The sequence below is a fragment of the Candidatus Paceibacterota bacterium genome, from assembly GCA_035452965.1.
GTDB lineage: Bacteria > Verrucomicrobiota > Verrucomicrobiia > Limisphaerales > UBA8199 > UBA8199.
Genome location: DAOTCE010000005.1, coordinates 206,771 through 226,773 on the forward strand (window position 1 = coordinate 206,771; position 20,003 = coordinate 226,773).

General features: G+C 62.8%; 18 protein-coding genes. 11 read left to right on the plus strand and 7 right to left on the minus strand.

Annotation, left to right across the window (positions count from 1 at the left end; all coding sequences use genetic code 11):
* Window positions 1-40 precede the first annotated feature (40 nt).
* Window positions 41-940, minus strand: a complete 900-nt coding sequence (locus tag P5205_07130; protein ID HSA10130.1) for a ThuA domain-containing protein — start codon at window positions 938-940, stop codon at window positions 41-43.
* A 214-nt stretch (window positions 941-1,154) separates the two neighbouring features.
* Here P5205_07130 and P5205_07135 point away from each other — a divergent pair, with 214 nt between their 5' ends.
* The 3 genes from P5205_07135 (at window position 1,155) to P5205_07145 (ending at window position 4,737) form a co-directional block, all read left to right on the plus strand.
* Window positions 1,155-2,219, plus strand: a complete 1,065-nt coding sequence (locus tag P5205_07135) for a hypothetical protein (protein ID HSA10131.1) — start codon at window positions 1,155-1,157, stop codon at window positions 2,217-2,219.
* 142 nt (window positions 2,220-2,361) lie between these two features.
* Entirely contained in the window at window positions 2,362-3,360 is a 999-nt protein-coding gene (gene corA / locus P5205_07140; GenBank protein ID HSA10132.1) for a magnesium/cobalt transporter CorA, read from the plus strand.
* Between the two features lie 114 nt (window positions 3,361-3,474).
* Window positions 3,475-4,737: an ATP-binding protein gene (locus P5205_07145; GenBank protein HSA10133.1), complete on the plus strand. Its 1,263-nt coding sequence runs from the start codon at window positions 3,475-3,477 to the stop codon at window positions 4,735-4,737.
* Between the two features lie 13 nt (window positions 4,738-4,750).
* On the opposite strand, the gene P5205_07150 is transcribed toward P5205_07145, so the two are convergent.
* Window positions 4,751-5,935: a glycosyltransferase family 2 protein gene (locus P5205_07150; GenBank protein HSA10134.1), complete on the minus strand. Its 1,185-nt coding sequence runs from the start codon at window positions 5,933-5,935 to the stop codon at window positions 4,751-4,753.
* A gap of 192 nt (window positions 5,936-6,127) precedes the next feature.
* Here P5205_07150 and P5205_07155 point away from each other — a divergent pair, with 192 nt between their 5' ends.
* Entirely contained in the window at window positions 6,128-6,889 is a 762-nt protein-coding gene (locus tag P5205_07155; protein ID HSA10135.1) for a DUF4239 domain-containing protein, read from the plus strand.
* A gap of 287 nt (window positions 6,890-7,176) precedes the next feature.
* On the opposite strand, the gene P5205_07160 is transcribed toward P5205_07155, so the two are convergent.
* Genes P5205_07160 through P5205_07170 form a run of 3 tightly spaced genes read right to left on the minus strand, consistent with a single transcriptional unit; the run spans window position 7,177 to window position 10,049 of the window.
* Window positions 7,177-7,575 carry a hypothetical protein gene (locus tag P5205_07160; protein ID HSA10136.1) on the minus strand — a complete coding sequence of 133 codons (399 nt, stop codon included), beginning with the start codon at window positions 7,573-7,575 and terminating at the stop codon, window positions 7,177-7,179.
* Window positions 7,572-8,630, minus strand: a complete 1,059-nt coding sequence (locus tag P5205_07165; protein ID HSA10137.1) for a response regulator — start codon at window positions 8,628-8,630, stop codon at window positions 7,572-7,574. The genes P5205_07160 and P5205_07165 overlap by 4 nt, the downstream gene beginning before the upstream one ends.
* An 18-nt stretch (window positions 8,631-8,648) precedes the next feature.
* Complete coding sequence (locus P5205_07170) at window positions 8,649-10,049, minus strand: HEAT repeat domain-containing protein (protein ID HSA10138.1); 1,401 nt, start codon at window positions 10,047-10,049, stop codon at window positions 8,649-8,651.
* A gap of 619 nt (window positions 10,050-10,668) precedes the next feature.
* Here P5205_07170 and P5205_07175 point away from each other — a divergent pair.
* The 5 genes from P5205_07175 (at window position 10,669) to P5205_07195 (ending at window position 15,749) form a co-directional block, all read left to right on the plus strand.
* On the plus strand, window positions 10,669-12,258 hold the full coding sequence (locus P5205_07175) for a HEAT repeat domain-containing protein (GenBank protein ID HSA10139.1): 1,590 nt from the start codon (window positions 10,669-10,671) through the stop codon (window positions 12,256-12,258).
* 70 nt (window positions 12,259-12,328) lie between these two features.
* Window positions 12,329-13,633, plus strand: a complete 1,305-nt coding sequence (locus P5205_07180) for a thymidine phosphorylase (GenBank protein ID HSA10140.1) — start codon at window positions 12,329-12,331, stop codon at window positions 13,631-13,633.
* Window positions 13,634-13,723: 90 nt separating this feature from the next.
* Window positions 13,724-14,617: a hypothetical protein gene (locus P5205_07185; GenBank protein HSA10141.1), complete on the plus strand. Its 894-nt coding sequence runs from the start codon at window positions 13,724-13,726 to the stop codon at window positions 14,615-14,617.
* A 30-nt stretch (window positions 14,618-14,647) separates the two neighbouring features.
* Window positions 14,648-15,262, plus strand: coding sequence for a sigma-70 family RNA polymerase sigma factor (locus P5205_07190; GenBank protein ID HSA10142.1), 615 nt, complete (start codon window positions 14,648-14,650; stop codon window positions 15,260-15,262).
* Window positions 15,255-15,749, plus strand: coding sequence for a hypothetical protein (locus P5205_07195; GenBank protein HSA10143.1), 495 nt, complete (start codon window positions 15,255-15,257; stop codon window positions 15,747-15,749). Before P5205_07190 ends, P5205_07195 begins: the two co-directional genes overlap by 8 nt.
* A gap of 18 nt (window positions 15,750-15,767) precedes the next feature.
* Here P5205_07195 and P5205_07200 read toward each other — a convergent pair whose 3' ends face one another.
* Window positions 15,768-16,649 (minus strand): sugar phosphate isomerase/epimerase family protein, encoded by an 882-nt coding sequence (locus P5205_07200; GenBank protein HSA10144.1) that lies wholly within the window; start codon window positions 16,647-16,649, stop codon window positions 15,768-15,770.
* Window positions 16,650-16,707: 58 nt separating this feature from the next.
* The gene (gene pyrF, locus P5205_07205) at window positions 16,708-17,415 is read right to left on the minus strand and encodes an orotidine-5'-phosphate decarboxylase (GenBank protein ID HSA10145.1); all 708 of its coding nucleotides are present in this window, start codon (window positions 17,413-17,415) and stop codon (window positions 16,708-16,710) included.
* Between the two features lie 87 nt (window positions 17,416-17,502).
* Here pyrF and hisD point away from each other — a divergent pair, with 87 nt between their 5' ends.
* Together hisD and hisC are read left to right on the plus strand one after the other, a co-directional pair.
* The gene (gene hisD / locus P5205_07210) at window positions 17,503-18,792 is read left to right on the plus strand and encodes a histidinol dehydrogenase (protein HSA10146.1); all 1,290 of its coding nucleotides are present in this window, start codon (window positions 17,503-17,505) and stop codon (window positions 18,790-18,792) included.
* A 28-nt stretch (window positions 18,793-18,820) separates the two neighbouring features.
* The gene (gene hisC, locus P5205_07215) at window positions 18,821-19,942 is read left to right on the plus strand and encodes a histidinol-phosphate transaminase (protein ID HSA10147.1); all 1,122 of its coding nucleotides are present in this window, start codon (window positions 18,821-18,823) and stop codon (window positions 19,940-19,942) included.
* Window positions 19,943-20,003: the final 61 nt, after the last annotated feature.

A 20,003-nucleotide genomic window follows, 5' to 3' on the forward strand; every position in this document is an offset into this window, starting at 1 on the left:
TTGGACTTTGGACTGAGGGCTTAAGATGTCGGGGTTGTGCTTATTCCACCGCCAATTTCTGCGGCTTGGCGTTCATCTTCTCCAGGCCTAACGCCCACTTGATCCCGCCCAGAATATGTTTCTGGTAGGCCTCCGCCACTTCCTTGGGATTCTTGCGATCCGGCCAGTCCGGGTCCCACACATCCTCGCGATGGCCCAATGAGGTGTAGAAGACGCGGCCCTTGCCGTAATCTTTGCACCAGGCGATCGGGTAATCGCCAGGCGTCTTATCGTTGGGGTGTTCGTCCAGGGTCAGCAGGCCGTGGACTTTGGAGCGGTCGAAGTTCTTGAACTGGTAGATCTCGTCGAACACCTTCCAGCTACCGGGCAGATGGCGGCAAATCGGGCATTCGCTATCCTGATTGATGGCGTCCACTTCCACCTGCGCGCCGTGCGTTTTGAACTGGGCGCCGATCATCTCGATGTACGGGGCGAACTTGTGAAAGGTGTCGGTGGCCGAATGCATCCCCACAAAGCCTTTGCCGGATTTAATCCAATCCAGGAATGCCTGTTTGTCCGGCAGCGGCAGTTCGCCGGTGGTATTGGCAAAGATCACTGCGTCGTATTTCTTGAGCGCGGCGGGGTTCATCTTCTCCGCGAGCACCTTTTCGATGGCCGCGTTGACCTTGTCCTTGTCGGGTTTGCCGTCCGGGCCTTTGAATTGCGGGTCAGCAGGCTCGACGCGCGCGTAGTCCACGGTGAAGGCGTTGCTTTCCTTGCTGAGTTCGGCGAGCACCTTTTCCGCCGTGGGAATCGAGCTGTGGCGGAATCCGGTAGTCACCGTCACTACCAACACCTTCTTGAGCGCAGCCTGCGCCGGGGCAGCCAGCCCAACAATGCCGCCGAGCAATACTCCAGCCAATAGTGACCAGCGCATCCAACCATACTCTAATGTTCTCATATACTTTTCCGCGCAAACACTCATGAGCCCGTGCTCTCTGAGACTCGTTTGCACCGGATGAAATTCATTTTTTGTCCCCGGGTCAAGGCTTCTGTGTCGGCATTTTCTTGACGCGGCCCGTCGGGCGTGTTGTATATGCTCCTCGATTGGCGCCGGCGCAGTGAGGCCACCTGGCGGTGGCGGACTCCGGCCCCGACGGAACCAGATAATAGCTATGGCTGATCTAAGATTCACCTGTTCTCATTGCGGGCAAGAGATTGAATGTGACGAACTATGGTGCGGGCGCGACATTCAATGTCCCACGTGCCAGAAGGAGATTCCCGTGCCCCCCAAGCCCGACACTCCACCCCATGCGGCCTTCGCCGCCGCCAAGCCGGGGCAGGCGCGGTTGTCCAAGTCTGGCCGCCCCAACCCGACGCGGTCTCTGGCCCCTCAAGCTGCGGCGCTGGAACAATCGCTTGCCGAGGTAAAGTCCGGCCGAAAAGGCAACGTGAAGAAGTGGGTGACCACGGGAGCGGTGGTGGTCGTGCTGGGAGCGGGTGGCTACCTGGGCTATCCTTACGCCCAGGCTTGGCTGGCCAAACGGAGTGAAGCGGCCAACCAGGCCAGCGGAGCTGCCGCGCAGCAGGACGCCAGCGCCAGCGCCGCCGAACCCGCCCCGGCAGAGCCTCCGGCCCCGGCGCCCGAAAAGGAATTACCCCTGATCCCGCCCCTCTGGACCCTGGATGTGGATAAGGCAGCCATTCCGGAAGCCCGCGCCAATGGCATGATTTGCGGCACCAATTTCGTCGTCGAAACCGCCCGCCTGGATCAGGTCGGTCCCACTTGCCTGCTGCAGTTGGTTCAGGGTGCGGCCGCTGCGCCCGATCGGGCCTTTTTGATCTACCTGCGCCCGAACGCCGGGGAAGGCGTCACGGGACGCACGTTTACCGTTTCGCAGGACATGAGGGGCCGGGCAGTTCCACAACTGGTGAAAGTCTGGAAGACCAACCCCCGTTATCAGGCCCAGAGGAAGACCATATCCTCGGGCTACGCAATGAAGCTCGAACTCGGCCAGATCACTAATGGCACGATTACCGGCAAGATCTACCTCGCCGTGCCGCCGGAGAACGAGCAAAGCGTCGTGGCGGGCGTATTCAAAGCCACCACCAGCCTCGCTGACGCGACGGGCGCCACCGCGGCCAACCCGGCTCCGTCACCGGGTACGGAGCCTGCACCTGCTCCGCCGCCCAGTGCCGAGCCCGCCAATTTCCAGCAGCGCTACGGCGTTAAACGCTAGCCCGGCTCGATCTTCAGACAGTCGCCGGCGGGGCGAATCTCGGACGCCGCTTTCGTGCCGGGCCTGAAGGGGCTTGCTTTCGGGGCAAGGGAGCCTACCATTCCTTGCTGCCTGACCCGTTCGATCGGGCAAGGGCGGTAGCATGATTCGCTCACTGGTATTTACGACGCAAGGCCGGTTGCACAGCAAGGACATTGAGATGTTCTTGATGCCAACCTTGCTGAGCGATACCAACCTGTTCCTTTGGGTGGACCTGGAGAAGGCCACGCCCGAGGAGATCAAGTACGTGCTGGAGGACGTCTTCCATTTTCACCCGCTGTCCATCGAGGATTGCATCGCGGCGAGCCCTTCGCCGAAGGTGGAGGAGTACACTCCCAAAGAGGGCGATTGGTTTACGCCGTACCTGTTCATGGTGATTCATGCCGTGGACTACAGCCGGAAGGATGGTGTCTTTGCCACCAGCGAGCTGAATTTCTTCCTCGGGAAGAACTTTCTTGTCACCTATCACGATGGCCCCCTGCGCAGCGTGTCGCATACCGAAGAGTGCGCCGTCAAGGCTACCAAGAACATCGCCCGGGCCCCCGATCGTGTGGCGCACACCTTGCTGGATTCAATCGTTGACAACTATAAGCCGGCCCTGGACGAACTCTCACTTGAGATTGCGGAACTCGAACAGCAGGCCCTGCAGCATCCGACCCAGCAAGTACTTAACAAGATTCTGCAGGTGAAGAAGGAGGTGCTCCACCTCCGCCAGATCATCGGGCCGCAGCGCGAGGTCCTGGCCCGGTTTGCGCGTGGCGAGTTCAAGCTTATCCGTGCCCATCTGGTTCCTTATTACCGCGACGTTTACGATGCGCTGTTCCATATTTCCGAGTTGGCGCAAGGATACACTGATACGCTCACGAACATCCTTCAGGTTTATCTGAACATGTCCAGCAACCGCACGAGCGAAGTGGTCAAGCTGCTGACCATGATCACGGTCATCACCACTCCGCTGATGATGGTGGGCACCTGGTATGGCATGAATTTCAGGCACATGCCCGAGGTGGATTGGAAATACGGCTACTCCGTCGCCCTGGGCGTGACCATGGTGTCCACGGCTGCCACGTATTGGTATTTCAAGAGGAAGAAATGGTTCTAACCAAGGCCACCCGCGACCCTTGGCATCGGACGCGCGGCCGCAGCGGGCGAACCGGTCCGCCCGTTCCCTGGTTCACTCATCCCGCATTGCCGTTTGCATTTCACGCTTCTTAACATGGGCAACAAATCCAGCTTCCTTGACAAGGTGCTGTCCCGCATTGGGCGGCTGGACGAAGCCGGCCTGCAAACCGTTGTGCAGCGCCTGGCGCGCGAGCGCAGCTTTCTGGAAACCCTCTTCAACACAATCGAAGATGGCGTGCTTGTGGTGGACGAGACTGGCCGCATTCTCTATTTCAACCAGGCGGTCACACGATTCCTGGGTTTGCAGCCCAGCGTCGAAGGCCAGCCCATCACCAATTTCATCCCCGAACTGGAGTGGGACAAGATTCGTCGCTTCGACAGCGCCGGAGGCTCGGGCGTGGTCCGCCATGAATTCGAAGTGCAGTATCCGCGCCCGCGGTTCCTGCGGCTCTACGCCGCGCCGCTCGACGGGCAAACCGCCGGCAGTGCCGGGGTCGCGCTTATCCTGCACGACGCCACTGAGGCGCGGCAGAAGACCATCGAGGCCATTGAGAGCGAGCGCACGCAGGCGCTGACCCAGCTTGCCGCCAGCGTGGCCCATGAACTGGGCAATCCGCTCAACGCCCTGCACATCCACTTGCAGCTCATGGAACGCGAGTTGAAGAAGCTCAGAGCCGGCACCTCGGTCGAGCCGCGCGGCAAGTCTGGCTCCGGACGCCATCTGCGCGCCCGCGCGGCTGCTGGCGCCGGTGACAGCGATGCCCGTGATATCGTCCCCAAGCTCGAGCAATACCTCTCCGTCGCCCGCGGCGAAATAGACCGCCTCGATTACATCATCACCCAGTTCCTGCACGCCATTCGGCCGACCCTGCCGCAGCTCAAGCTTGTCTCCCTGAACGATGTGGTCCACAAAACCCTTGAGCTCCTCCGGCCCGAACTCGACAACCGCGGCTTGAATGTCCGGACCCGGCTTGCCGTCCCAATACCTGTCACCCCGATTGATCCGACCCAAATCCAGCAGGTGTTGGTGAATCTGATCAAGAATGCCCTCCAGGCTATGACCAAAGGCGGCACCCTCACCCTGCAAACCGGTGAAGGGTCAGACGGTGTCTGGGTGAGCGTCGCCGACACCGGTGGCGGCATCCCGCAGGAGCAGATCAACCGCATCTTCGAGCCGTTTTACACCACCAAGAAGAAGGGCACCGGTCTGGGACTGAAGATTGTCCAGCGGATTGTCCGCGCCCACGGCGGGCGTATTGAACTGGAGAGCCAGGTTGGCCGCGGCACCACCTTCCGCATCTGGCTTCCCTTGCACGAGCGCAAGCCCCGCCTCCTCGAAGCCCCCATGCACGACTAACTGGCGCTGTCGTTCAAGTGTTGGGCGGACGTCGTGAATCGGTCTTCAACCCCAGCACGCTGAGGAAGAAACTCGAAAAGCAAATTTGCATGGCCACCACTATTAGCGTCACCGCTGGAAGCAGCCGCCGCATATTGTCGCCGTAGGACAGCATCCCATAGCCCGCTCGTTTCCAGACCCACAGGGCGTGCAGCAACAGCGCTAGTCCCAGGACCAGCACGGCCAGCCCAACACATATCCCCTTTTCCAGCGTGAAGGTCTTGAACACTCGCGAGAACTTCGGGTCCTGCGGTAGCAACCCCTCCCCGACGGCGAAGACCTTGGTAAAGAAGGCAAACGCAACCAGTTGCATGCCGATGATTACGGACATGCTCGCCACCGCCAGCGTGCCGGTGCTGAACTCCACGCCGCCGATGTGCACCGGTGCCATCGTCAGCACCGCCCCGGCCCCAGTCCCCAGCACCCCCAGCACTAGGCCCGGCACCAGGAACAACCACCGCGGCGAGTAGATCAGCATGAACCGCAGGTGCCGCCACCCGTCCCGCCAAGGCTTCAAATGCGGCCGCCGTGATCGCCCGTCCCGGTGCAGCGTAATCGGCACCTCGGCAATTCGCAGCGACTTCAGGGTCGCCTTGATCACCATCTCCGAAGCGAACTCCATCCCGGTGGTCTTGAGTTCCAGCTTTCGGTAGGCCTCTTTGGTCAATCCGCGCAGGCCGCAGTGGAAGTCCCGCGCCGGGCATTTGAAGAACAGCCGACCAATGAACGATAGGCTCGGATTGCCAATCCAACGATTCTTCCAAGGCATCGCTCCGGGCGCGATCACCCCGCCTCCGCCCGGGAGTCGGCAGCCCATGACCAGGTCATAGCCCTCGCGGAACTTCGCCACGAACCCTTCGATGGCCGAGAAGTCATAGCTATCGTCCGCGTCGCCCATGATGATCCAATTCCCGCGCGCCGCCTCGATCCCGCCGCGCAAGGCGCTCCCGTAGCCTTTCTCCTTCACGTGGACAACCCGCGCCCCTGCTTTCTCGGCGATGGCCACCGAACCGTCGGTGCTGCCATTGTCAGCGACCAGCACCTCGCCGCGCGCGCCGGTCCGCGCCAGGCCCGCCCGCGCCTTCTCAATGCACCGGGCCAGCGTCTCCGCTTCATTCAGGCACGGCATGAGGATCGTTAGCTCACATTCATTTTGCATACGCAATTCACCCGCCGGGTCGAATCTGGAGCCACTACAAAGGTCTCAGGCTCGTTGTCGAGGCGCGATTATGCGGGTCTGCCGCCCGACCGGTCAACTGGGATTCCAGGTCAGTTGGATTCACCGGGACTCCCGCCCCCGTTCGCGCTCGACACCGGGGCTGATCCGGGGCTAGTCTTGCGCCCGCAGACCATGAGTGGGACGTTGATCGCCTTGATTACCGCCGGGTGCGTTTTTAGTGGCACGTTGATCGGCCTGGCGCTTAGCAAACTCCTGCCGGCACATCATCTGACCGCCGATTCAAAGGATGCCGTCAAGATGGGAGCGGGCATGATCACGATGATGGCCGCGCTGGTCCTGGGTTTGCTGGTCAGTTCCGCCAAGAGCACCTTCGACTCGACCAATGCAGCCATCACGCAAGTCGGCGCAAAGGTCATTCTGATGGACCGCCTGCTGGCGAACTATGGCCCGGAAACCAAAGAAGTCCGCGAGACGTTGCGCCGGATGGTCACCGCGGGCATCGAGATGCTATGGCCGGAAGAGAGTCCCACGGAGCTGGGCGTGATGAGCTTTGAGCGCGCCGCTGCAATGGAGAAGCTGTTGCAGCAGATGCGGGGGCTGAAGCCGCAAACCGGGGCTCAGCAAGCCTTGCAGGCGCAGGCATTGGCACTGGGCAACGAAATACTGCTCACCCGCTGGCTGCAGATTGAACAGGCCTATGTTCCACTGCCGCTGCCTTTCGTGGTCATCCTGCTTTTTTGGCTGACGCTGCTCTACACCAGCTTCGGGCTGCTGGCGCCGCGCAATGCCACGGTGCTTACCATAATGTTCCTGGGCGCCCTGGCGGTGGCGACGGCGCTGTTCCTGATCGTGGAGATGAATCGCCCGATGGCCGGAGCCATCAAGGTATCCAGTGCCCCAATGCGAAACGCGTTGGAGCACATAGGCCGGTAGCAGTGCGTGGTGCCGCCCTTCGGGCCAAGCCGACATTGCCGCATGGCTTTTGAGGACGTCCCCAGGTTGCATCGGGGAGCTCCGCGCCACAGACTGCCGCTATTCGCCGGCCGTCCTTTCATTGGGCTGGAAGGGTGATCAACAGCAAGGGCTTGCGCTGAACGCTGTCGCTTGGCGAGAACCACATTGTGAGCGGGCAAATGCGCGCTTGGTTTTGAGGGCGCAGTCGTCTATCCAAAGCCACCGATAGCGGTCCGGCCTGCTCGCCTTGCTCAGGCGCTATATCATTAATGCCGGGTTTTCGGCTGCCGGGTGGTAGACCCCGCAGTGGCGGTTGCCAGGGTCGGCAAGGCGATGAAGGATTCCAGAAGATTCTCCAGCGTCGTATTGGTCGCCCCGGGACGGTTTTCGGCAAAGCAAGCCAGGAAGCCGCCGTCCCGATGCAAGGCGAGATAAACACGGCAGCGATCGAAGACCCAGCACAACCGCCCTGGCTGAACACCCTGCTGGCGCAGGCTATCAGCGGTTGCTGACAGCCGGTCCAGCGCCTGTTCCACCTGCGCGGAATTAAATCCCGCATCATAACAGCGGGTCACGCACGTGCGGTCGGGTAGCCGCACGCTGCAAGCCGCCACGCCCGGCAACGGCAGGTGGCCATCCAGAAACGCCTCGATCGCTTCGCTCATGCGAGGTCCTCCTTCGCTCTGACGCTCCGCACCCACACCCGCCGGTCGGGGAGCACCTGGCAGACGATGCGCTCGTCTTGAGCCAGGATTTCCAGGCGGTCAAAACGGCCTACCGGGGCCAGGGCGCCCACCTGCGCCGCGTGCTGCTCGAGTTGCTCCAGCAAATACAGTTGCTGCTCCAATGACTTGCTTTGCCATTCATAAAGCACCTCGCCTGTCCCAGAGCACAGGACTATTTCTTGGATGTAAGTCTCGCAGACCGATGACTCTATGTCTGCCGCCACCGATTCTTCACCAGGCTCAATCCGGGGAGGGGCGATGGCTTCCGGTTCCTGGGCCTGCTGGCCTTCGTCCGACAATCGCGCCGCTTCCATCAGCAGGGATTCCCATTGGCCTTCGATTGTGCGATGCGGCGGCTCCGCGTACGGCAGCAGGTTAAACTCTCCCCCGCGCAATGCCAGCAGACCGTAGAGCGCCATTTCCCCCCCTAGTGTGCCCGACTCCGCATGAACAATCGCGCCGTCACTGATGAAGATTCGCCCCCTCACCTTGCCGGTGAAGATCTCCAGCACAGAGGACTTGCGGCCCAGGCATTCCACCTGAAGCACCTCGTGCAAGCCCACCCGCCGCATCATGCCGCGGAAGCCCGTCTGTGGTTGAGCCCCGGCCAGCGCATCCAGCGCGGCGAAGACACTCGCAAACCCGTCTGGTGTGATCGGCTTCTCGAGGAACAACAAGGCACCGCTCTCCTGGCTTTCCTTGCGGTTCTCCTCGGTCATCCGCCCGGTCAACATCGCTACCTGCTGGCCCGGATGCGTGCGCCCCAGCAACTGGAGGAATTGTATGCCGTCCATCCCCGGCATGCCGATGTCCAGCACCACCACATCCACCTGCTGTTTGTCCAAGAGCGCCAGCGCCTGGGCGTGGTTTTGGGCGGTATGGATGTCCCAGTTGCCGTGCGCCATCCGGGAGAAAATCTCCTGAATACTGGCGAGAAACGCCTGCTCATCGTCCACGAACAACAGCGTTTTTCGTTTGGCGGTTGAGTCTGGCATAGCGGGTCCTGGTCGCCGTTAGAACCGACCCTCCGCAGTGGCCTGCGCCTCCGTGATGGCCTGCAGTGCGCGCGCCGCCGCCGACCGTACCGCGGCATCGGGATCGCGCAAGGCGCGCGCCAGCGCTCCCTCGGCCCGGTGCTCGCCCAACCGTCCCAGCGCGTCGGCCGCGGCCTGCCGCAAGTCGCGGTCCGCGTCGCCCAGGATCGCCAGGAACAGGTTGACCGCCAGCTTGCGGCGCTTCTCCGCCGTCGAGATGGACATTTCCCAGACCGGGTCGCTGGGAACAGCCTCTGGCTCCTCCGCCCCCAGGCTGACCAGCAACTGCCTGACCAGGCGGCGCACATCCGAGTCCCGATTGTTCAAGCCGGGCTTGAGCACGTCCACCATAGCCTGCGCCTCGGTCGAGGCGTTCCAATTCTCGTCAATGCGCGACAGCGCCGCGGCAGCCATGCGCCGGACACCGCTGGTCGAATCCGTAAGCGCCAGTACCAGCGGCCCGATCGCGCGCCGGTCGCCGATGCTCCCCAGCGCCATCGTTGTGGCCTCCCGCACGTCATCGTCCTTGTCGTTAAGCGACCGTGTGAGGGCTTCCACGGTCTCGCTGTCTTTGCGCCGGCCCAGCGTCTGGACTGCGGCAAGGCGCACATCCCACGCGGGATCGGCCAGCAGCGCGCGCAGGGGCTCCGCTGCCGATGCGATCCCCAAAGTGCCCAGGGCTTCCGCGGCGACCGCGCGCACATGGCTGTTCTTGTGGTGCAGCATGGCCATGATCGGTCCGCCGACCTCCGGGCCTCCGACCCGCGCCAGCGCATCCACCGCTGCCGCGCAGACCATTGCATCTTCTGATTGGAGCGCTCTGAGCAGCGGGGGAATGGCGCGCTGATCCCCAATTTCGGCCAGCGCCTGCGCCGCGGCCACACGCAAGCTGTAAGTGCCCGAGTTGAGCACCGTTTCCAGGGGCGCCAGGGCGGTGACGCCAAAAGACGCGGCCCGCAGGCACTGTCCCTTGGCGATCAGGTACCACATTTCATCCTCGCCCTTGGCGGGCTGCCACCCCCTGAGACCGAGCACCTGCGCCGTGCAACTGCGCACAACCGCATCCGCGTGACGCAGCAGCGGCACCAGCGCCGGATCAACTCGCCGATCCGGAATTCGTTTGAGCGCGAGGATGGCCGCGTTGAGCACCTCCGCGTTCGGGTCCTTTAAGGCCCGCAGCAAGGGCTCGATGCGCCGCTTCCCCTGCAATTTGCCCAGCCCGGCGGCGGCTAACCGCCGGACTTCCGGATCCCGGTCTTTCAGCGCACTCGTCAGCACTCCGAGCGAGCCTGGAGGAGGCGCTTCGGAGAGCTTGGCGACCGCTTTGCGGCGGGATGCGGCGATTTGTAACTTCAGCCGGCAATGGGTGAACCAAAGCATGGCACTGCCAATTATGTTAAACCGGACTCCATGCTTGTCACGACCAAACCGCTCGATGCCGCACTCGTGGGATCGGCGCTGCTGCTGGTTCGGGCGCCAGAATCCATAGCCGTTGCTCGAGCACCGGGGTGGAGCTGCTCCCGCAGGGGTGTCGGTGGGAAGCCGAGAGCCATTCCTATGGGAGCCGCACCGTATACGCACCGTATCCACACCGTATCCACACCGTGGATACAACCTTGACATCCCGGCGGGCCGATTTTGGCGTAAGGCGCTGTATTCGCAGGACTTACTTCAAATTGGAGGTTGCCGGCTCCTTCCGGCTCCCGAGAATCGCTTCGCATCATCTTGCCAACGTCAGTGGGCAGCAATTCTGGGGCCATTTTACTGCGCAGCAAAGGGTTTGTCGTGGGGCGGCGATCCGAGCGAAGTTGCTTCACTCTCCAGGCTGCTTGCGGCATCGTGGCATGGTTGGATGAGCAAGCGCGGCACATTTATTGGTGTGGCTGCGGTCGTCCTGGCACTGGGTTTGACTGCATTGCTAGCCTCGTTGACGGCGGAACCCAGATACCGGGGGAGGACGCTGAGCAGTTGGTTGCAGCAATGTTCCGACACTCCGCTAATGGAAACCCAACGGCTCGCCGAGGCCGAAGCAGCCGTCCGCGCCATTGGAGCACGAAAGGCTTTGCCGACGCTGGTAAGCCTGGTCAAGACCAGGGACACTCCGATCCGTGCCTGGACAATCGAGAAGGCCGAAAGGTACCGGCTAGGGTTCCCAGGCTTGCGTTCAGCACTAGACTGCCAGTTGCAGGGCATTGCCGGATTCGAAGTGCTGGGCACAAATTGTGCCGCCGCGGTTGGAGAACTGACCAAACTGCTTGACGACAAGGAACTGGACTTTGTTGCCGTCCGATGCCTGGACTCTATCGGCAAAGCCGCGGAAGGCGCCTTGCTTCAATGTCTCACGAACAAGAATTGGCAAGTCAGGCAGCGGAGCGTGGCGGCGTTGGCCTCAGCGACCGATGACGTCGAGGTTTACGTTAACCGGATAAGGCCCCTGTTGAATGATGTCGAGCCGGGTGTGCGGTTCGCCACCGTTGAGGCCATCGGGTATCAAACTGAGGCTCCGGAGTTGGCTGTTCCGCTTCTGACATCTGTGCTGCACGATTCTGACGATGGTGTTGCCTCCAGGGCGGCAGGCGGTCTGTCCGGCTTCGGCACCAACGCTTTGAGCGCCTTCTCCACGCTTACCAACCTGGTGATAGCGGGCAGGGATGGCCAGTGCAGGGCGGCGTTGAAAGCGCTGGCGGTGATTAGCCCCGTCAGGGCACTCCCAATTCTAAGCAATGCGGTGGTGAACGGAAGGCCGCCCACCATGGGCACAGCCTTAAAGGAGTTGAAATCCATCGCCCCGGAGCTGGCCTTGAAGATGACGCTGGCCGAATTGCGCTCAGCCGATGCCGGCAGGCGGCCGATAGCGCTCAATGTGGCCGGGACCTACGCGGTCGAGACTCCGGGAATCGCCGAAGCTCTCAAATTCGCCGCCACGGACCCCGATCCTGAAATCGCCCGCCAGGCGCTTAGGACAATGCGGCAGATGCTGCAGAAGCAAAGAGAGAAGGCCGGTCTGAATGTGCGAATCCCCAACGAGCCAGTCTATCAGGGCAAAACTTTGGGAGAGTGGTTAGCCATGCGAAAGGAGGGCTGGGAGCTTTCCACAAACGCACTCACCGCACTGCGGCAAATGGGGACGAACGTGGTTCCTGCGCTACTGGCGCGCCTCACCTACAAGGACCCGGTATTCAATCTCGATGACTACGAAGTCAGCATGGAGGCCGCCACGGCTTTGATGGTGCTGGGCGACCAAGCCAAACCCGCCTTGCCCACCCTGGCCGCTCTGATAGACCGCGAGAATCGAGATGTGGCTCTGCGGGCGATGATCGCTACGCTGGGTGCGGGCGCGGATGCTATACCTTGTTTAATGAAGGGACTGACCAACCGATTCGCGGATGTGCGCGGCGAAGCCGCCCATTTCCTGACCGAATGGGGCGCACAGTTTCCGGAGCAGCGCAAGCAAGCAATTCCCTACGTGGCTAGATTGCTGAACGATCCGGACGAACATGTCCGGATGGGTGCAACCAACGATCTGAAGGAACTTGATCCGCAAGCCGCAGCCCACGCGGGAATCAAATGGGATCGCCTCCCCCGATAGGGAGAGAACTGGCGTCTCATTTCCCTGAATTAGGGATTGCCTTCCGGCGCGTGTTTGTCACGTTCAGCGGGTGAACTTCCTTCCCCTCATCGAAGCGAAACGAGAAGGGCATAGCCTGGAGCCCGCCCAGATCAATGCATTCATCGCCGACTACACGGCCGGCGAGATTCCGGATTACCAGGTAGCGGCGTTCCTCATGGCTGTTTACTTTCGCGGCTTGAGCACCACCGAGACCAAGGCCCTCACCCTGGCCATGCGGGACTCCGGCGACGTGCTGCGTTTCCCCAAGGATCCGCGCCCGTTGGTGGACAAACATTCCACCGGCGGGGTAGGGGACAAGGTCTCGCTGCCGCTCGCCCCGCTGCTCGCGTGCCTGGGCTTTCGTGTGCCCATGATCTCCGGCCGGGGGCTCGGCATCACCGGCGGCACGCTCGACAAGCTCGACTCCATTCCCGGCTTCCGCAGCCTGCCTCCGACCGAGCGCATTGTTGATATCGTCCAAACCGTCGGCTGCGTTATCTGCGGCCAGACCGCCCGCATGGTTCCGGCCGACAAAGCCCTCTACGCCCTGCGCGACGCGACCGCCACCGTTCCCTCTATCCCGCTCATCGTCGCCTCCATCCTTTCGAAGAAGCTGGCCGAGAGCCTGGAAGCCCTGGTGCTGACCGTGATGTGCGGCGTGGCGGCCTTCATGCCCACCCTGGAAAAGGCGCGTGAGCTGGCGCGAGCGTTGGTGGCCCTGGCCAACGAAGCCGGGGTCGTCACCCGCGCGCTGCTTACGAACATGCATACCCCGATCGGCCGCTCCGCCGGCAACTGGCTGGAGGTGAAAGAATCCGTCCAATGTCTGGAGGGCCGGGGACCTGACGACCTCCGTGAACTGGTGCTCGCTTGCGCTGCGCATCTGCTGGTCCAAACCGGCAAAGCCAAAACCCCCGATGCCGCCCTGAAGCAGGCGGCGGACTGCCTTGCCTCGGGCAAACCACTCGAGAAATGGAACGAGATGATCGTCGCTCAAGGCGCGGATCTCGCCGCCTTCCACCGGAAGCTGCCCCTGGATCACACCGCGCCGGTGGTGATGGAATTGAAGGCGCCGGCCTCAGGCTTTGTCTCACGTTGCGACGCTCGCATCATTGGCGAGGCGGTGCGTGACCTGGGTGGAGGGCGCTTCACCAAAGAGTCGTCCATTAACTACGACGTGGGGGTGGACGCTATTGTCAAACCCGGGGAGGCCATCCAGGCTGGCGGCGTGCTGGCGCGCATCCATGCCGCCGACCAGGCACAGGCGGAGGCGGCTAGCGCCCTGCTGGAGAAGGCATTCGACATCACCGAGCCGCCGCCTGCCGCCCAGCCGCTTATCGCAGAAGTCATGTAACCGTCCGGCGGATTTCGCTACTGCCGGCGAAGGATTTGGCGGGGAGCGTCGTGTCTCTGGGTAAAGACGATTAACGTAACCATCACTGATATGAAAACTACCTGTTGCTCCATAATCTGTCTCACGGCGCTTGCCCTGACATCAGCCCGTGCCCAACCATCCGCACCCGCAGTGCCGGCGCCGCCATCGCCCCCCGCGGCGCCAGCGCCGGCACCCGCCGCGTCCGGGTTCAGCGCGCGCCTTCAGAACATTATTGAGCGCGCCAGTGCCACACCGGCGGCCGAACCGAGCCTGACCAAGTTCGACCTCGATTTTCCCGGCGGCACGCCCAAAGCGCTGGTCGCCGCCATACAGAAAGCGATGGGGCGACCGTTGAATGCGATCATTCCCGACGAGCTTGCCGACACCAAACTGCCCGCGCTCAAGATGAACAGCGTGGATGTCTCCCAGTTGTTCGCCGCTCTGGAGTCCGCTTCCCGCAAGAGCGAAGCGGTAGTCACCAGCGGCGGCTATGCAGGTGCCCCGACCAGCTACCAAACAATGAATACCAGGAGCGGCTTCCGGCAGGGGTCCGAAGGGACGCTCTCTGACGAAACGATTTGGTATTTCTACGCCGAAAAGCCGGTCCCGCCGCCAGCCTACTCCTCGGCCAAAGTCTGCCGCTTTTACTCGCTAACGCCGTACTTGGACCGTGGCACCACCGTGGATGACCTCACCACGGCGATTGAAACCGGCTGGGAGATGCTAGGGGAAAAATCCCGGCCCACGATTAACTTTCACAAGGACACAAAGCTGTTGATCGCCGTCGGCGAACCGAGCAAGCTGGAAATCATTGACGCTGTGCTCAGGGCGTTAGAGTCGCCGATGGATGGTATGGGCGGCGGGGGATTCGGAGGAGGCGGATTCCAACCGCCACGGCCGAGGACGACGCCTCCGATTGGGACTCCGGCCAAATTACCGGAGAGGCCGAAGTCCGGACAGTGACCGCACCGAGCCAGCGCGCGATGGACCAACTTGAGCCTTCAAGCGCATCAAACCAGCGCCTGCGCCATTTCGCCGGCCGAAGACCCGCCGACGCCGTTGAACGTCGCCAACTTGACGCGCCGCATGGCTGCCGGGGACGAACCGGCATATCGCGCTTTCTATGACGCCTACTTCAATCGCTTGTGGCGCTACCTCCTGGTCGTCACCGCCGGTGACGAGGACGCCACGCGGGAGGCGCTGCAATCCACCCTGGTTCGCATTGTTCGACACATCAAGGTCTTTCCCAGCGACGCCGTCTTCTGGAGTTGGCTCACGGTCCTGGCCCGAAGCGCCCTCAGCGACCAGGCCCGCAAGCGACGGCGCTACCTCGCCTTCCTGGACCGGTTCACCTGGCACGCCCGCGTGCAGCAGTCGGCGCCGGGTGATCCGGAGGCCGAGGCCAGACTGGACGACCTGCTCGAAGACAGCTTGGGCGCACTGCCTTTCGATGAGCGGAAGCTGGTTGAAGCGAAGTACTTCGAGCGCCGCTCCGTCCGCGAGATCGCCGCGGATCTCAACCTCTCCGAGAAGGCCGTCGAGTCTCGGTTGGTTCGCATCCGCCAGAGACTCAAGGTCGTCCTGCTGGATGGGCTGAAGCATGAATAATCCCGGGCACAACGAGCGATTGCTGGCCGACGTTCTCGGTGAGGGCGTCGCTGCGGACTTCCGCGACGGCTTGCTCAACGAGACCTTGTGTCTGGCTCGGCGCCGCCGGCGCGTTCGCCTGGTCCGGGCAGCCCTCCCCGCACTGGCAGTGCTGCTCGCGTTAGGATTCCTGGTTTGGCATCAAGCCCCTTTCGGTCAAAGGCCGACAACTTTGCAGGCCAAGCCCTACTCAATCGTTCGCACACGACCCCTGCCGCCGGCGGCCTGGGTAGTGACGATGCCGCTTTCCCCCGCCAGGCTTGTTGCATCTGTGCCGACTGACAGCGTCGTGCTCACTGCCCACGCGGGTGCGCGGGCGCGTGAGATCAACGATGATGAGCTTTTGGCCTTGGTGCCGAAACCCGCCGCGTTGGTGCGATGCGGCCCGCATTGTGCGGAACTGGTGTTTGTCAGCCAGGAGGACCGGGACGAACTCTTGCGCAACTGAGTGGGGCCGAGTGTGCCTCTACGCCAGGACGCCGCGCAGGAACTTGCAGTTGGCCTGGTAGCTTTCAAGCATCGGCTTGCCGGCGGGAACCGCCCCTTCGATTTGCACCCACCCGCGGTAGCCGATGTCGTCCAGCGCGGCTCGCACCTTCTGAAAATCCACCTTGCCCTGGCCCAGCAAGGAGCCGTTCTCCTTCGCGTGCAGCTCGCAGATGCGTTTGCCCAGCTTGCGAATCTCCTGGTAGATGTCGTAGCCGCGGTCGGTCGAGTTGCACACGTCGTAATAGACCTGCACCGCCTTCGACCCCACACGGTCCAGGATATCGAGGTGCTGCTCGGCGCTGAGCCAGCTTTCGATGCCCAGAATGACGCGCGCTCTCTCCGCCTTGGGGGCGACTGCCTTGAGCCGCCGCACCACTTCATCAACCCCCGCCGCGTCGTCGCGCAAATCGCCTTTGCTGAAGAAGGCCAGCAGCACCACGCGCACCCCGAGTGCCTTGCAGACATCAATACTGTCGCTCACCCACTGGACGGTGCGCGGATCGCTCTTGTAGGGAGTGTTGTTCAACTCGCCGATGGCCAGGGAGGCGACTTCCACAGCGGTCCGCTTCGCCGCTTCCTTGTACTGCTGCTGCACCTCCGCCTTTCGCAGGTGCATGTCGTTCGCCGCGGTGCCGAGGCTGACTTGCACCCCGTCGAGGCCGATCTCCTTCGCGACCTCAAAAGCCGCCGGGTCGGCCATCTTGCCGATGGACCAATCACAAGCGCCGATCTTGAATCGCCGCTTCGCCGGGGCCGCAAACAGCGGGGCGCAGTTCCCTGCCACTGCCACGCCGGTTGTGGTTTGAACCAACCGCCTAAGCATCTCCCGGCGGGAAAGTTGCAGGTAAGGATTCTTCATAACTGGGCTCAAGACTGCCGATTTGATTGTATTGGGGTTGACGTTAATAGTTCCCGGCCTATTCGGTAATCTCTTTGAGGATTTTCTCCGCCGCGGCGCGCGGATCCTCGGCGGCGTAAATCGGCCGGCCAATCACCAGCCAGTTCGCGCCCTGGGCGAGCGCGTCTCGCGGGCTGAGCGTTCGCCTCTGGTCGTCGGCGGTGACGGCGTGGGATCGGATGCCGGGGATGACCAGTTGCGTGCTGGCCGGCAGCATTTGCCGCAGATCGGCCACCTCCCGCGGCGAGCACACCAGGCCCCGCAGTCCGGCCTGGTTGGCCATGTTGGCCAGGCGCCGCACCTGGCGGTTGACGTTGGGATCAAGACCGATCTGGCTTAAAGCGCCGCTATCCAAACTGGTCAGGACCGTGACCCCGAGCACGAGCGGAGGCGTGTGGCCCAGTTGCCACGCGCTCTCCTGGGCGGCCTTCTCCGCGGCTTTGAGCATCTCGATTCCGCCACTGGTGTGCACCGTGAGCATCTGCACGTCCAACTGGACCGCGGCGGCTACCGCCCGGCCTACGGTGTTGGGGATGTCGTGATACTTGAGGTCGAGGAACACCGGCGCGCCCATGCCGCGGAGTCGCCGCACGATCTCGGGTCCCGCGATAGTGAACAGTTCGTTGCCGACCTTGAACCCGCCGGAAACCGGCACGAGCTGCTCCGCCAATTTCAGCGCCGCTTCAGCCGTCGCAACATCCAGCGCCACGATAATTGGGTTCCTCATGAGCGCACTGTACAGGAAGTGGGCCGACGCAACAAGTTGAGAGTGCATTTTTGACAATGTCCGGCTCATACTCTAGCTTCGGCGCACATGAAGATCACTCGCTACACCGACGCCGACTTCGCTGACCAGGTGCGCGCCTTGACCGCCGCCTCCAGCTTGTTTGACGCCGGGATCGAGCAGCGGACGCGCGCCATTCTTGACGAGGTCCGGGTGCGCGGCGATGAGGCGTTGCTGGAACTCACCGCGCGATACGATGGCGCCAACCTGGGCGTGGAACAACTGCCTGTTACGCGGGCCGAACTGGTGGCGGCTTCACTCAAAGCGGATGCATCCCTGCGGGCGGCGGTGGACGAGGCGGGGGGAAACATTGCCGCCTTCGCCCGGAGATCCCGGCGCAGGGATTGGCAGACCCGAAACTCGCACGGCGCGGCCGTCGGCGAGAAGTTCGACCCTTTCCAGCGCGTGGGCATCTACATTCCCGGCGGCACTGCTCCGCTGGTCTCGACCGCCCTGATGACGGTCACGCTGGCCAAGGTGGCCGGCTGCCCCGAGATCGTCGTGTGCACCCCCTGCGGCAGAGATGGGAACATCAACCCTGCGCTCCTGTTCGCGGCGCGCGCGGCGGGGGCGACTGAGATTTATCGGGTCGGTGGCGCCCAGGCCATTGCGGCAATGGCTTACGGCACCAGCACGATCCGGCGCGTGCAGAAGATATTCGGCCCCGGCAACGCTTACGTGGTGGCCGCCAAGCGGCTGGTCTTCGGTCACGTCGCCATTGACTTGCTGCCTGGCCCCAGCGAACTGCTCGTCCTCGCTGACGACACCGCCAATCCCAGGTTCGTTGCCGCGGATATGCTGGCGCAAGCGGAACACGGGACAGGGCACGAACGGGTCTGGCTGGTGACCACTTCGGGCAGGCTGCTCAAGTCGGTCGAAAAGGAGATTACGCGCCAGGGCGGCAGGCTGGCCCGGCAACAGCTTGTTTCGGAGGTGCTCGACCGCAACGGCTGGCTTATTCAGGTCAAGACCCTCGACGAGGCGGTAGCTCTGGCGAATCAACTGGCGCCGGAACACTGTGAACTCATGCTGCGCAACCCGAAGAAGATCTCGCGTCGCATGACCACCGCGGGAGCAATCTTCCTCGGACCATACTCGCCCACAGTGCTGGGCGATTATGTCGCCGGCCCCAACCACACCTTGCCCACGGGCGGCGCAGGGGTCTCGTTTGCCGGCCTCACGATTGATCAGTTCCAGCGGCGCACCAGCCTCGTGGAATACAGTCGTGCCGCCCTTCGCAAAGCATTGCCTGCGGTGAGGAAGTTTGCCGAACTGGAGGGCTTAAGCGCGCATGGCAAGAGCGCGGAGGTTCGGCTCTAGCCGGCCGGCAATTTGCTTCCCACCTGACATGAACCAACCCCCATCCGGTAGCCGCGGCGCGCAGACGCTCATTCGTCCGCTCGTGCGCAAGCTTCACCCCTACGTGCCCGGCGAACAGCCCCGGATCAAGGGCCTGATCAAACTCAACACCAACGAGAATCCGTACCCGCCTTCGCCCGGGGTCCTGGCGGCGACCCGGGCAGCCGTGGACGGGCGGCTGCGGCTCTATCCCAATCCCACGGCCCAACCGCTTCGCGAGAAACTGGCCCGGCTGCACCGCTGTCGTCCGGAGAATATCATTGTCGGCAACGGCTCCGATGAACTGCTGGCCCTGGCCGTGCGGGCGTTTGTCGAACCGCGAGCGGGGCAGGGGACCCGCTCCAGCAAGGCGGTGGTCCAGTTCTTCCATCCCAGCTACTCCCTGTATCCGGTGCTGGCGGACATCCACGGTGCGAAATCCAATGCCGCACCGCTGGGGCCTGATTTCGAGCTTCCCTCCCTTGCCAGCCTGAAGCGCGCCGGCCAATGGGATTTCTGCGCTGCCCTCAGCTTTGTCACCACCCCGAACGCGCCGAGCGGCCGCGGCTACCGCACCGCGCAGTTGGAGGAGCTGTGCCGCGCTCAGCTCGGGGTCGTCGTCCTGGACGAAGCCTACGTGGACTTTGCGCGCGAGCACGCCCTGGCGCTCGCTCTCAAATACCCCAACGTGTTGGTCGCGCGCACGTTCTCGAAGGCCTACTCACTGTGCTTCCAGCGCATTGGGTACTTCGTTGGTCACGCGGAGCTCATCGCCGCCCTTCACAAGATCAGGGACAGCTACAACGTCAATGGTTTGGGCCAGGTTGCCGCGCTTGCCACGCTTGGCCAATTGCCTTACTACCGGGCCAACTTCCGGGAGATCATCGCCACGCGCAGCCAGCTCAGTCGGGAGTTGGAGGCGCTCGGCTTCCGAGTCTTCCCAAGCCAGACCAACTTCATCCTCGTCCGCCCGCCGAAGTTCGCCGCCCGCGCGTGGCTCCAGAAACTGCGCGATCGCAAGGTCCTTGTCCGCTGGTTCAGCGATCCTTCCGTCCGCGACTACCTCCGCCTCACCATTGGCACCCCGGAACAAGCCGCCGCCCTGGTCAAGGCCATCAGGGCCATTCTGTAACGCCTTGCTTCCAGGCGTTCCTCGGCGTGCAAGTGAATTGTCCCCGCCCGTGTAATCCCTC

Coding starts and splice junctions, on each gene's coding strand:
- P5205_07145 (HSA10133.1), top strand. CDS start 3,475: ATGGGCAACAAATCCAGCTTCCTTGACAAGGTGCTGTCCCGCATTGGG.
- P5205_07160 (HSA10136.1), bottom strand. CDS start 7,575: ATGAGCGAAGCGATCGAGGCGTTTCTGGATGGCCACCTGCCGTTGCCG.
- corA (HSA10132.1), top strand. CDS start 2,362: ATGATTCGCTCACTGGTATTTACGACGCAAGGCCGGTTGCACAGCAAG.
- P5205_07135 (HSA10131.1), top strand. CDS start 1,155: ATGGCTGATCTAAGATTCACCTGTTCTCATTGCGGGCAAGAGATTGAA.
- P5205_07200 (HSA10144.1), bottom strand. CDS start 16,649: ATGAAGAATCCTTACCTGCAACTTTCCCGCCGGGAGATGCTTAGGCGG.
- P5205_07165 (HSA10137.1), bottom strand. CDS start 8,630: ATGCCAGACTCAACCGCCAAACGAAAAACGCTGTTGTTCGTGGACGAT.
- P5205_07175 (HSA10139.1), top strand. CDS start 10,669: ATGGAAACCCAACGGCTCGCCGAGGCCGAAGCAGCCGTCCGCGCCATT.
- P5205_07150 (HSA10134.1), bottom strand. CDS start 5,935: ATGCAAAATGAATGTGAGCTAACGATCCTCATGCCGTGCCTGAATGAA.
- P5205_07170 (HSA10138.1), bottom strand. CDS start 10,049: ATGCTTTGGTTCACCCATTGCCGGCTGAAGTTACAAATCGCCGCATCC.
- pyrF (HSA10145.1), bottom strand. CDS start 17,415: ATGAGGAACCCAATTATCGTGGCGCTGGATGTTGCGACGGCTGAAGCG.
- hisD (HSA10146.1), top strand. CDS start 17,503: ATGAAGATCACTCGCTACACCGACGCCGACTTCGCTGACCAGGTGCGC.
- P5205_07195 (HSA10143.1), top strand. CDS start 15,255: ATGAATAATCCCGGGCACAACGAGCGATTGCTGGCCGACGTTCTCGGT.
- P5205_07155 (HSA10135.1), top strand. CDS start 6,128: ATGAGTGGGACGTTGATCGCCTTGATTACCGCCGGGTGCGTTTTTAGT.
- P5205_07185 (HSA10141.1), top strand. CDS start 13,724: ATGAAAACTACCTGTTGCTCCATAATCTGTCTCACGGCGCTTGCCCTG.
- P5205_07130 (HSA10130.1), bottom strand. CDS start 940: ATGAGAACATTAGAGTATGGTTGGATGCGCTGGTCACTATTGGCTGGA.
- hisC (HSA10147.1), top strand. CDS start 18,821: ATGAACCAACCCCCATCCGGTAGCCGCGGCGCGCAGACGCTCATTCGT.